General features: G+C 70.6%; 12 protein-coding genes. 6 read left to right on the top strand and 6 right to left on the bottom strand.

The window, feature by feature from the left end:
• Window positions 1-47 precede the first annotated feature (47 nt).
• Together ACTWNK_RS11475 and ACTWNK_RS11470 are read right to left on the bottom strand one after the other, a co-directional pair.
• Window positions 48-1,304 (bottom strand): serine/threonine-protein kinase, encoded by a 1,257-nt coding sequence (locus ACTWNK_RS11475; RefSeq protein WP_474303875.1) that lies wholly within the window; start codon window positions 1,302-1,304, stop codon window positions 48-50.
• A gap of 55 nt (window positions 1,305-1,359) precedes the next feature.
• A complete protein-coding gene (locus ACTWNK_RS11470; protein ID WP_474303874.1) occupies window positions 1,360-1,908 on the bottom strand; it encodes a TetR/AcrR family transcriptional regulator in 549 nt (182 codons plus the stop codon).
• Window positions 1,909-1,971: 63 nt separating this feature from the next.
• Between ACTWNK_RS11470 and ACTWNK_RS11465 the strand changes: the two genes are divergently transcribed.
• The 4 genes from ACTWNK_RS11465 to ACTWNK_RS11450 are packed head-to-tail and all read left to right on the top strand — an operon-like array spanning window position 1,972 to window position 4,066.
• Window positions 1,972-2,367: an SRPBCC family protein gene (locus ACTWNK_RS11465; protein ID WP_474303873.1), complete on the top strand. Its 396-nt coding sequence runs from the start codon at window positions 1,972-1,974 to the stop codon at window positions 2,365-2,367.
• Entirely contained in the window at window positions 2,351-2,881 is a 531-nt protein-coding gene (locus tag ACTWNK_RS11460) for a hypothetical protein (RefSeq protein WP_474303872.1), read from the top strand. The genes ACTWNK_RS11465 and ACTWNK_RS11460 overlap by 17 nt, the downstream gene beginning before the upstream one ends.
• Before the next feature lie 10 nt (window positions 2,882-2,891).
• Window positions 2,892-3,692 carry a HipA family kinase gene (locus tag ACTWNK_RS11455; protein ID WP_474303871.1) on the top strand — a complete coding sequence of 267 codons (801 nt, stop codon included), beginning with the start codon at window positions 2,892-2,894 and terminating at the stop codon, window positions 3,690-3,692.
• Window positions 3,693-3,694: 2 nt separating this feature from the next.
• Window positions 3,695-4,066, top strand: coding sequence for a DUF3037 domain-containing protein (locus ACTWNK_RS11450; RefSeq protein WP_474303870.1), 372 nt, complete (start codon window positions 3,695-3,697; stop codon window positions 4,064-4,066).
• A 3-nt stretch (window positions 4,067-4,069) separates the two neighbouring features.
• Here the strand turns inward: ACTWNK_RS11450 and ACTWNK_RS11445 are convergent, their stop codons facing one another.
• The 4 genes from ACTWNK_RS11445 to dxr all read right to left on the bottom strand — a co-directional run bounded on the left by ACTWNK_RS11445 (window position 4,070) and on the right by dxr (window position 9,185).
• Window positions 4,070-4,912 carry a GNAT family N-acetyltransferase gene (locus tag ACTWNK_RS11445; RefSeq protein WP_474310894.1) on the bottom strand — a complete coding sequence of 281 codons (843 nt, stop codon included), beginning with the start codon at window positions 4,910-4,912 and terminating at the stop codon, window positions 4,070-4,072.
• A gap of 60 nt (window positions 4,913-4,972) precedes the next feature.
• On the bottom strand, window positions 4,973-6,598 hold the full coding sequence (locus ACTWNK_RS11440) for an alpha/beta hydrolase (protein WP_474303869.1): 1,626 nt from the start codon (window positions 6,596-6,598) through the stop codon (window positions 4,973-4,975).
• A 108-nt stretch (window positions 6,599-6,706) separates the two neighbouring features.
• A complete protein-coding gene (ispG, locus tag ACTWNK_RS11435) occupies window positions 6,707-7,879 on the bottom strand; it encodes a flavodoxin-dependent (E)-4-hydroxy-3-methylbut-2-enyl-diphosphate synthase (protein ID WP_474303868.1) in 1,173 nt (390 codons plus the stop codon).
• Between the two features lie 82 nt (window positions 7,880-7,961).
• Complete coding sequence (gene dxr, locus ACTWNK_RS11430; protein WP_474303867.1) at window positions 7,962-9,185, bottom strand: 1-deoxy-D-xylulose-5-phosphate reductoisomerase; 1,224 nt, start codon at window positions 9,183-9,185, stop codon at window positions 7,962-7,964.
• Window positions 9,186-9,371: 186 nt separating this feature from the next.
• Here dxr and ACTWNK_RS11425 point away from each other — a divergent pair, with 186 nt between their 5' ends.
• Together ACTWNK_RS11425 and ACTWNK_RS11420 are read left to right on the top strand one after the other, a co-directional pair.
• A complete protein-coding gene (locus ACTWNK_RS11425) occupies window positions 9,372-10,382 on the top strand; it encodes a trypsin-like serine peptidase (RefSeq protein WP_474303866.1) in 1,011 nt (336 codons plus the stop codon).
• A 98-nt stretch (window positions 10,383-10,480) separates the two neighbouring features.
• Window positions 10,481-11,617 carry a trypsin-like serine peptidase gene (locus ACTWNK_RS11420; RefSeq protein WP_474303865.1) on the top strand — a complete coding sequence of 379 codons (1,137 nt, stop codon included), beginning with the start codon at window positions 10,481-10,483 and terminating at the stop codon, window positions 11,615-11,617.
• Window positions 11,618-11,637: the final 20 nt, after the last annotated feature.

Raw genomic sequence — 11,637 nt, 5'->3', positions numbered from 1 at the left:
ACGCCGTCAACGGTCCGGACACGTACCGTGACAGTGCTGTGATCGCACTATTTCCGGACTGTTCCGCTATACCGGGGTATGCCCTCGCGCTGGCGGGTGACCTCCAGCCCCATGGACCCGTCGGACCGCTCGGTGAGCACCAGCGTCCCCGGGTAACACGCCTTGCCCTCGACCAGGGTCAGCAGATACACCAGCCCGTCGACCCTGGTCAGCGTGCCGCTGCAGTGCATGCTCTCGCCCCAGCGCATGTACCCGGCCGCCTCGCCGAGCCTGATCTCCACGGGAAAGGACGTGCGCGAGGTCGGATGGCTGGCCGCACCACGCCACAGCCCGGCGACGCCGCCCTGCTCGTCGGCCTCCTGCCGGCCCAGCACCCACATCGTCACACCGCCGAGCAGGGTCAGCACCACCGCGACGGCGACTCCCCAGAACAACCACGGCCTGCGCGGCGCGACGGCCACGGGCGCCACCGGCACGGGGGTGAGGGTGGGGGCGTGCGGCCGCTCTTCGGGCGCGCCGAGCAGCCTCGCCAGCGCCTGCTCGGCCGTCGGCCGCTCGCCCGGCTCCCTGGCCAGGCAGGCGACGACGAGCTCACGCAGCGACCCCGACAGCTCCCCGAGGTCCGGCTCGCCGTACAGGATGCGGCCCAGGACCGCGGGCAGCGAGTCGGCCGCGTAGGCGGGACGGCCGCTGGAGGCGTAGGCCATCGTGAGGCCCCAGGCGAACATGTCGACCGGCGTGCCGATCGGTTCGCCCGCGACCTGCTCGGGTGCGAGGTAGGCGGGCGTGCCGACCGGCATCGCGTTCACCGTGCTGGAGCTGTCGAGCAGCCTGGCCACCCCGAAGTCGATCACGCGAGGCCCGTCGAGGCTGAGCAGGACGTTGTGCGGCTTGAAGTCGCGGTGCACGATCCCGGCCCTGTGGATGGCGGCGAGCGCGGTCATCGTGCCGATCGCCAGCCGCTCGAGCGCCCCTTCGTCACGCGGCCCCTCGGCCCGCACGTGCTCGTCCAGCGAGACGCCGTCGACCAGCTCACTCACGAGGTACGGCCGGCCGTTCTCGACGCCCGCGTCCAGCAGTCTGGCCGTGCAGAACGGCGCGACCCGGCGCAGGCTGGCCACCTCCGACAGGAAGCGCCGCTCGGAGCCCGCCGTGCCCGCGTGCATCAGCTTGAGCGCGACGCGTTCGCCGTCCTGCGACTCGGCCAGGTACACCACGCCCTGTCCGCCGGCGCCGAGCCGCTCGCACAGCCGGTATCCCCGTACGTGCCGGGGATCGGTGGATCGCAGGGACGTCGTGGGCATGGCGACATGATTACCACGCATCGCGAACGCGGAGAAACCAGGCCTTCCCCGTTCGTCACGGCACAGGGGTGACGCCGAGTTCGCGCATCGCCTGTCCGATGATGTCGGCGGGGGCCTCGGCGACGGCGCCGATCCTGATCAGCCCGGCCAGCCCCAGGTAGCTGGCGTATCCGGCCACCACCCTCGCCCTGGCCTCCTGCGGCGACTGGCCGAGTTGTTCGAGCGCGGCCTGCATGACGCTCAGCCTGCGGGTGCTGACCCTGCGGGCGATCTCGTGCACGGCGGGGTCGTCGGCCGCGCTGATCAGCCTGAAGGACACCGACGCGTCGCGCATGTCGCCGTAGGCGAGCTCCAGCAGGGTGAGCATGCGCGCGGCCGGGTCGGCGATCGCCTCGATCTCGGCGATCACCTCTTCGGTGCTGTCCTCCCACTCCTTCAGCGCCGCCTCGACCAGCGCACGCCTGTTGGCGAAATGCCAGTAGAAGCTGCCCTTCGTCGCGCCGAGCCGTACCGCGACCGGCTCCACGGCCACGGCCGCCAGGCCGCCTTCGGCCAGCGCTTCGAGTGCCGCCTTCGCCCAGTCCTCCGCTGTCAACCGACCCATGCGACCAGCCTGCCATACGCAGGCGTATAGTCATGCCATACGCAACCGTATGGAGGCACGGCGATGATCTACAACGTGCACGAAAAGGTGCTCCCCTGCACGCCGGACGAGGCCTGGTCCCTGCTGCTGGACGTCGAGCGGCACTACCCGGGCAGCGGGTTCGGGCTGCCCGAAGGGCTGCGGCCGGGCGCGCCCGTCCATCACCTCGGCCGCGTCTACCGCGTCGAGAGCGTCGAGCACGGCGAGCGGCTCTGGTTCACGATCGACGACGGCTTCGGCCACGGCTTCACACTGCGGCCCGTCCGCACCGGCACACTGGTGCGGCACGAGGTCAAGGGCAGGCCGCCGGGCGCGTTCAGGCTCCTGTGGCCGCTGATCATCAGACGGCAGCACGACAAGGTGATCGAGCAGCTGCTCGCCAACCTCGCCACGGAGGCCGGCCGTGCCTTCAGCCGCTGACGCGATCCTGCCGGCCTGGCACTTCGCCGAACGCCACGAGGTCACCGTGCCCGCCACGCGCGAGCGGGTGTGGCAGGCGCTCACCACGTTCGAGCCCGGCGACCTCAAGGCGGCCAAACCGCTGTTCGCCGTGCGCGACCTGATCTCACGGGTGACGACCGGCACGGCGGCCAAGCGCGTGCCCGCCTTCGTCACGCTCGCCGAGGAGCACGGCCACGAGGTGGTGCAGGCGACGATCGGCCAATGGTGGCGGCTCGGCCGGGCGCAGAACGCCGCCTTCGCCGACCGTGCCGCGTTCGAGTCCTTCGACCTGCCCGGCTACGCCAAGGGGGTGTTCGTCTTCCGCCTCGAAGGCGACGACGGGCGCATCCGGCTGATCACCGAGACCAAGGTGCACGCCACCAGCCCGGCCGCCCGCCGGGCCATGGGCAGGTACTGGCTGGTCATCAGGCTCGGCAGCGGGCTGATCAGGCGCATGATGCTCGCCGCCATCCGCGACCGGGCGACCCGATAGCCTGGACGGCGTGCTGGATGAGATCACCGCGACCCGCTACGTGACGCCCCTGCGGGAGGGCGGGTCGCTGCCCGGCGTCATGGAGGGCGACGACCTCGGCACCTATGCCGTCAAGTTCGTCGGCGCCGGGCAGGGCCGCAGGGTGCTGGTCGCCGAGGTCGTGGCGGCCGAGCTGGCCAGACGGCTCGGCCTGCGCACCCCCGAGCTCAAGGTGATCGACGTCGACCCGCAGCTCGGCCTGCGCGAGCCGGACGAGGAGATCCAGGATCTGCTCAACGCCAGCGCCGGTCGCAATCTCGCCGTCGACTTCCTGCCGGGAGCGCTCGGCTTCGAGCCGCTCACCTGGGCCGACCCCGATCCGGTCTTCGCCTCGCAGGTGGTGTGGTTCGACGGGCTGATCCACAATGTCGACCGCAGCTGGCGCAATCCCAATCTGCTGCTCTGGCACGGCGACGTCTGGCTCATCGACCACGGCGCCTCGCTGTGGTTCCACCACAACTGGAAGTCGGCCGACCCGCAACGTCCCTTCGACGCGAGCGACCACGTGCTCGCGCCCTTCGCCACCGAGGACGTCGGCGCCGACCTCGCCGCCAGGATCGACCGCGACCTGCTCGACGAGGTCACCTCGCTGGTGCCGGGCGCCTGGCTCGACGACGAGCCCGGCTTCGACTCCGCCGACGCCGTACGTCAGGCGTATGTCGAGCATCTGCTGGCCAGGGCGCACGGGCCACGCGCCTGGCTCGGCGCCTCCACGGGCGGCAGGCCCAAGCAGGGTCCCGGCTCCGTCGGCGCTTTCCACCGGGGGGCCTGAGCATGCGCGAGATCTATGAATACGCCGTCATCCGGGTCATTCCGCAGATGGAGCGGGGCGAGCAGATCAACGCGGGCGTGCTGCTGTACTGCCAGCCCCGCGCCTACCTGTGCGCCAGGGTCGCGCTGGACGAGGCCAGGCTGCGGGCGCTCGACCCGAAGGCCGAGCCCGAGGGGGTGCGCCGGGCGCTGTCGGCCTACGAGCTGTCGTGCGGCGACGAGCGGGGGCCGCTGGCCCGGGAGTCGCTGGGCAGCAGGTTCCGCTGGCTGACGGCCCCCAGGAGCACGATCGTGCAGACCGGCCCCGTGCATGCCGGACTCACCGCCGATCCGGAGGCCGAGCTGCGACGCCTCTTCGCCCGCCTGGTGCTCTGAACGCTAGAACAGCACCGACATGAACGTGTCGACCTCACGGAAGCCGACCTTGCGGTAGACCGCGCGGGCCGAGGAGTTGAAGTCGTTGACATACAGCGAGACCACCGGCGCGAAGCAGGCCAGCGCCTGCTCCACCACGGCCGCCATCCCGGCCACCGCGTAGCCCTGGCCCCGCAGGTCGGGATGGACCCAGACGCCCTGGATCTGGCAGGCCTGCGGCGTCACCGCGCCGATCTCCGCCTTGAACACGACCCGGCCGTCCTCGATCCGGGCATAGGAGCGGCCGATCCTGATCAGCTCCGACACCCTCGTGCGATACAGGGCGCCGCCGTCGCCGCCGTTGGGCGAGATGCCCACCTCTTCGGTGAACATCGCCACACACGCGGGCAGCAACGTCTCGAACTGCTCGGGCATCACCCTGCGCACCAGCGGGTCGGCCGCGACCGGCGCCTTCTGCGAGGTCGCCATCACCGGCTGGGCCCAGCGGATCGCCCTGGCCGGGCCCCAGTGCGGTTGCAGCCGCTCCCACAGGGACTCCACCGCGGGCGCGGGGCCCACGATGGAGGAACAGCGACGGCCCTGCTTGCGCGCCCTGTCGGCGAACGCGTGCACGGCCTCGCTCCCGGCGTTGACCGGCACGAGGTTGGCGCCGGCGTAGCACAGCGACGTGAGTGCGCCCCGCGGCCCGAATCCCCACATCTGGCCGCCGAGCCTGGCCGGACTGAGGCCGACGGTCCGCACCCTGGAGGCGACGAAGACATTCGCGACCGGATCGGTGTCGAGAAGCGCGAGCGCCTCGTCCCTGTCGAAGTCGTCGAGTACGCGCGACGCCGTAGTACGCAGCATCACACGGGTCAGACTACGCGACCCTCTCCGCTTTGCGGTGAACCGACGCCTACCTGTCACCTACCGAGCAGCCCCGAGCAGTTCGGTCAGCTTGAGGTGCCCCGCCGTGCCCGAGGCCATCCTGGCGACCGGCTTCGGCGCGGGCAGCCCCGGGCACCGCGTGATCTTCGCGGCCGGAAGGGTGCCGTCCTTCAGATAGGCCGCCAGATGCCGGTCGACACAGGCGTTGCCCGCCAGCGAGATCCCGTGGTTGCCACCGGGATCGGTCACCAGCCTGGCCCCCGGCAGCAGAGCCCGCATGCTCAACACCCCCGGGTACGGCGTCGCCGCGTCCTTGCGCGACTGGATCATCAAGATCGGCGGCAGCTCCGGCGACGACTCGATCACAGGCGGCTTGCCACCCGGCACGTCCCAGAAGGCGCACGGCGCGTTGTACCAGGCGTTGGGCCAGGTCAGGAACGGCGCCTTCCTGTGCAGCCTGCTCATGTCCGAACGCCACCTGGCCCAGTCGCGCGGCCAGGCGGCGTCACGGCACTGCACGCCCAGGTAGACCGCGTAGCCGTTCTCGTCGCCCGCGTCCTGCTGAGCGTGCTGGCGGTAGGACTGCATGAGCGGGGCGGTCTGGCCCTTCTTCACATAGGCGGAGAAGGCGGCGGCCAGTTGCGGCCAGACGGCGTCGGTGTAGCCGCCGACGGTGAAGATGTCGTCGAGTTCGCTCGGCCCCACGATGCCTTCGGCCGGACGTGCGCGCAGCCGGTCTCGCATGGCGTACCAGGCGAAGGTGGTGGCCTTGGGCGTCCTGCCGAGCCGGTAGACCTTGTTGTTGGCCGCGGTCCAGGCCAGGAAGTCGCGGTGCCTGCGGTCGAAGGCCGCGTCCTGGGCCAGGTTGGCGCCGTACCAGACGCCCTTGGGGTCGACGACGCTGTCCAGGACGAGCCGCTTGACGTGCTGGGGGAAGAGCGAGGCGTAGACGGCTCCGAGGTAGGTGCCGTAGGAGTAGCCCAGGTAGCTCACCTTGTCCTCGCCGAGCGCCCGCCTGACGACGTCGAGGTCCTTGGCCGCGTTGGCCGTGGTCAGGTGCGGCAGCATCCACGACCACAGGTTGCCGCAGCGCTGGGCGTAGTCCTTGGCCCGGCCGACCAGCACCTGCTCCTCGGCCCTGCTCCTCGGCACGTGGTCGGGGCGCGGCGGCGCGTAGTAGCGCTCGGGGTCGACGCAGTGCAGTGCGGGCTCACTGCGGCCGACGCCGCGCGGGTCGAACCCGACGACGTCGAAGCGCTCGGCCAGCTTGGGCGGCAGCGCGGCGGCGACGTACTCGGCCAGGTCGCGGCCCGAGGCGCCCGGACCACCCGGATTGACCAGCAGCGTGCCCAGGTGGTTGTGGTCGCGGGAGACCTTGCCCTTGATCCGGTTGATCGCGATCTTGATGCTCTGGCCGTAGGGGCTGGTGTGGTCGAGCGGCACCCTGACCATGGCGCACTCGACACCGCCGGTCTCGGGCTCGGCCTGCGCCGTGCCGAACAGCCCGAGACCGCCGAACACGTCGCCCAGCACCGACCGCTCCTGCGGCTCGGCGCACGACCCCCACTCGATCTCACCCACCCGGGCGGCGGCCGCTCCGTCGGCTCCCCCGATGCCGACGGCCAGCAACGCCACCCCACTGACAATCCCGACGACGCGCTTCACTCGATCTCCTCTGCTCATAGAACGCTGGAGATGCTCTCAGAGTGAGGAAGTGTGTACGCAGTGTATTGCCAGAAGCTTGCCCAAGAACCGCTTTCGCCCGATGACGGGTCAGCCGACGACGACCTGGGGACCGGCGTTCTCGTCGTCGTCGTCGAAGTCGATCTCGACGCCCATCTGCTCCGCCAGGCGCAGCGCCTCCTCGATCAGCGTCTCGACGATCTGCGACTCCGGCACGGTCTTGATGACCTCGCCCTTGACGAAGATCTGGCCTTTGCCGTTGCCCGAGGCGACGCCGAGGTCGGCCTCCCTGGCCTCGCCGGGACCGTTGACGACGCAGCCCATGACCGCGACCCGCAGCGGCACCTTGAGCCCTTCGAGCCCGGCCTGCACCTGCTCGGCCAGGGTGTAGACATCGACCTGGGCCCGCCCGCACGAGGGGCAGGAGACGATCTCCAGCCCGCGCTCGCGCAGCCCGAGCGACTCCAGGATCTGGTTGCCGACCTTGACCTCCTCGACCGGAGGCGCCGAGAGCGAGACCCTGATCGTGTCGCCGATGCCCTCGGCCAGCAGGGCGCCGAACGCGACCGCCGACTTGATCGTGCCCTGGAAGGCCGGGCCCGCCTCGGTCACACCGAGGTGCAGCGGGTAGTCGCACCGGGCCGCCAGCAGCCGGTAGGCCTGGACCATGACGACGGGGTCGTTGTGCTTGACCGAGATCTTGATGTCGCGGAAGCCGTGCTCCTCGAACAGCGAGCACTCCCACAACGCCGACTCCGTCAGCGCCTCGGGCGTGGCCTTGCCGTACTTCTGCAGCAGGCGGGGGTCGAGCGAGCCCGCGTTGACGCCGATGCGGATGGGCACGCCGTGCTCGGCCGCCGCCTTGGCGATCTCGCCCACCTTGTCGTCGAACTTCTTGATGTTGCCCGGGTTGACGCGGACGGCGGCGCAGCCGGCTTCGATGGCGGCGAAGACGTACTTCGGCTGGAAGTGGATGTCGGCGATGACCGGGATCTGTGACTTCCTGGCGATGATCGGCAGGGCGTCGGCGTCGTCCTGCGAGGGCACGGCGACGCGGACGATCTGGCAGCCGGAGGCGGTGAGCTCGGCGATCTGCTGCAGCGTGGCGTTGACGTCCGCGGTGACGGTGGTGGTCATCGACTGCACCGAGACGGGGGCGTCACCGCCGACCGCGACGGAGCCGACCATGATCTGACGGGATGGGCGCCGCTCGGCGATCGGCTTGGGCCGTACGGACGGGATGCCGAGAGCTACAGATGTCATTTCAACCCTTGCTTTGTCGACGACTCATCCAGTCTAGGCCGGGATTTGGACAGGCTGGGGACGTCGTTCAGAACGCGTACATTTATCCGGCTGTGAGGTGGTTAGCTCTTCTACGTGCCCATTCGTCGGCAGCGAGGACGGTTTCGACGCTTGTCGCGGGCTGGACTATGTGCTCTTCCACCACTTTGGCCACGGTGTCCACGATGCCGAGGAACGGGAGTCTGCCCTCGATGAAGGCCGCCACGCAGACCTCGTTGGCCGCGTTGTAGACGGCGGGCGCGGTGCCGCCCTCGGCGCCCACGTGCCTGGCCAGGGCGACCGCCGGGAAGGCCTCGTCGTCGAGCGGTTCGAACGTCCACGTGTGCGCGCGGGTCCAGTCGACCGCGCTCGCCGCGTCCGGCACCCGGCCGGGATGGCCCAGGGCCAGGGCGATCGGCAGCCGCATGTCGGGCGGGCTCGCCTGGGCGATCGTCGAGCCGTCGACGAACTCCACCATCGAGTGGATGATCGACTGCGGGTGCACGACGACGTCGATCCGGTCGAAGCCGATGTCGAACAGCAGATGCGCCTCGATCACCTCCAGGCCCTTGTTGACCAGCGTGGCCGAGTTGATGGTGATCACCGGGCCCATCGACCAGGTGGGATGGGCCATCGCCGCCTCCGGCGTCACGTCGTGCAGCTCGCCGCGCCTCATCCCCCTGAACGGGCCGCCGCTCGCGGTCACCACCAGCTTGCGCACCCGCCCGGCCGCGTGCTCGCTCTCCTCGCCCCGCGGCCCGGCCGCCCACAGGCACTGCTGCAGCGCGGAGTGCTCGGAGTCGACCGGCAGGATCTGGCCCGGCGCCGCCAGCGCCTTGACCAGCGGCCCGCCGACGATCAGCGACTCCTTGTTGGCCAGCGCGAGCGTGCGCCCCGCCCGCAGGGCCGACAGCGTCGAGGTGAGGCCGAGCGCGCCCGTGACGGCGTTGAGCACGACGTCGCACGGCCAGGCCGCGACCTCGGCGACCCCCTCGGGCCCGGCCAGCACCCTCGGCGCGACGCCGAGCGCGGCGAGCGCCTCGCGCAACGCGGGCACGGCGGCGGGATCGGCCACGGCGACCACATCGACGCCGAACCGCGCGGCCTGGGCGGCGAGCAGATCGGCCCTGCCCCCTCCCGCGGCCAGCCCCGCCACCGTGAAGGCGCCGGGATTGCGGGAGATCACGTCCAGGGCCTGGGTGCCCACCGAACCGGTCGAGCCGAGCACGACGACGGAGCGGGGTGAACCGGGTGCGGCGACGGAGCGGGGAGAAAGGTCTGAGTGCACCCGCCCATTGTCCACCAAGCCCTCGTACGCCCCTCCGCGCGGGGACCACAGAGACGCCTGATAAACGAGGGGTTTTATGCCGGAATTCCGTTATATCCATACCCGCAAATATTGAGAAATGGGGATATTGGGCTCGCTACCTTCCAACCTCAGATCCGGTTCAGGATCCGTCCAGGGAGGTTCGCAATGCACCGCAGACTCGCTCTGCTCCCCGCCCTCGTCATCGCCTCGGCCGCCGCCTTGCACCCGGCCGCCGCGAGCGCCGTACCCGCTCCGAAACCGCCGGTCGAGGAGGAGGCCGCCGACACCAAGGCCGAGCAGCGCGTCGTCCAGAAGTACTGGACGGAGGCGAAGATGGAGAACGCGGTGCCGCTCGACGTGAGCACGCCCAAGTCGTCGTCGGCCAAGATGGGCGCGCCCGGCGAACCCTCGACCGGCATCCCGTGGATCACCCAGCCCACGACTCCCCCCGACGACGAGGACGACCCGCGCAGGCCCACCGTCGCCAAGGCCACGCAGGGCAGCACGTGGACGGGTGGCGGCGCCGTCGCCAAGACCGCTGGCCGGGTGTTCTTCACCTACCAGGGCCGCAGCGCCTCCTGCTCGGGCACGGCCGTGACCAGCGCGAACGAGAGCACCGTGCTCACCGCGGGCCACTGCGTCAAGATGGGAGGCGCCTTCCACACCAACTGGGTGTTCGTGCCCGGCTATGTCAGCGGGCAGCGTCCGCTCGGCACCTGGGTGGCCACCACCCTGCTCACCACACCGCAGTGGAACGCCCGAGAGGACATCAACTTCGACGTCGCCGCCGCCGTGGTCGCGCCCCTCGACGGCAGGACGCTCACCGAGGTCGTCGGCGGGCAGGGGGTGGCGTTCAACCAGGCCAGACGGCAGCAGATGCACTCCTTCGGCTATCCCGCCGCCGCGCCGTACGACGGGTCGAAGCTGACCTACTGCAGCGGCAGGGCGTTCGACGACTTCCTGACCTCGCGCGATCTCGGGCTGACCTGCACGATGACGGGTGGGTCGAGCGGTGGCCCGTGGTTCCTGAGCTTCAACGAGTCGACCGGGCTCGGGACGCAGAATTCGGTGAACAGCTTCAAATACAGCTTTGCCACGAACTGGATGTTCGGCCCCTATTTCGGGACCGAAGCCCAGGCCGTCTACAACGCCGCGCAAAACACAGACGTGCGCTGACCGCTGCCGGGATACCCTCCTCGTTCGGCCGCGATACCCTCACCTGATTTACCGAAAGTAGTCACAAGAACACATGTCGTAGTGCACACTCGGTCCCCATGACCCCGAGCCTCCCCCTGCTTGCGGCCGCTCCGCTCGTCGCCGGGCTGATGGGCGCACCCCTCATCGGCGTGACGCCCATCCAGCAGACCCCGGTGCTCAGCAGCCCCGCCAAGCGACCCGCCGTGCCCGCCGTCCCCGCCGTCACCTCTGTCGGCAAGCGCCCCGACGTCGTCGAGCACGCGGCCGCGGCGACCGCCGTCGACCAGAGTCGCGTGCTGGCCTACTGGACGCCGCAGCGCATGGCCGCCGCCCTGCCCATCGACCTGCTCGGCACCGTCACCAAGGGCACGCTGACCAAGGACGCCCTGCCCAAGGACGGCCTGACCAAGGACGGCGGCCTGCTCAGCGGGCTGACCGGCTCCGGCGGCCTGACCACCAGGCCGGACCTCACCGGCGGCAGCGGCAAGGTGGTGACCCCCAGCAGACACGCCGCCCAGCCGGCTGCCACCACCACGGGCGCGCGCTGGGCCGCGGGCGGCGCGGTCGTCAGCACCACGGGCCGCGTCTTCCTCACCATGGACGGCCTCGACTTCGTCTGCTCGGCCAGCACGGTCAAGAGCACCAACAAGGACGTCGTCGTCACCGCCGGGCACTGCGTCAAGGACGGCACCGGCTCGTGGGCCGACAACTGGACGTTCGTCCCCGGCTACCAGGCGGGCGGCGGGCGGCCCAACGGCTCCTTCACCGCCAGGCGCATGTTCGTCGCCGGGCCGTGGTCGCGCTCGGGCAACGACTCCTACGACCTCGGCATGGTCGCGCTCAACACCGCGGGCGGCCGTCATGTCACCGACGCCGTCGGCGCGCAGAACATCGCCTTCAACACCGCCAGAGGCGGCCAGGTCCACGGCTTCGGCTTCCCCGCGGACCCGCCCTACGACGGCGAGGAGCTCATCTACTGCGCGGGCCGCGTGCACGACGACCCGCACGAGCAGACCCGCGACCAGGGCCTCGGCTGCGCCATGACCGCCGGTTCGAGCGGCGGCCCCTGGCTCTCGCCCTTCGACGCCTCGACCGGCAAGGGCACCCTGATGTCGGTGAGCAGCTTCAAGTACAGCGACGACCGCTCCACCATGTACGGCCCGTACTTCGGCGAGTCGGCCAAGCAGCTCTACGCCACGGCCGAGCGGGCCTGACGCCCAGGGGACGCCGCCCT

This window comes from Nonomuraea sp. IBHARD001 (assembly GCF_056106265.1).
Note: the sequence above shows the minus strand (reverse complement) of the source record. Positions and strands in the feature narration are given on the sequence as shown.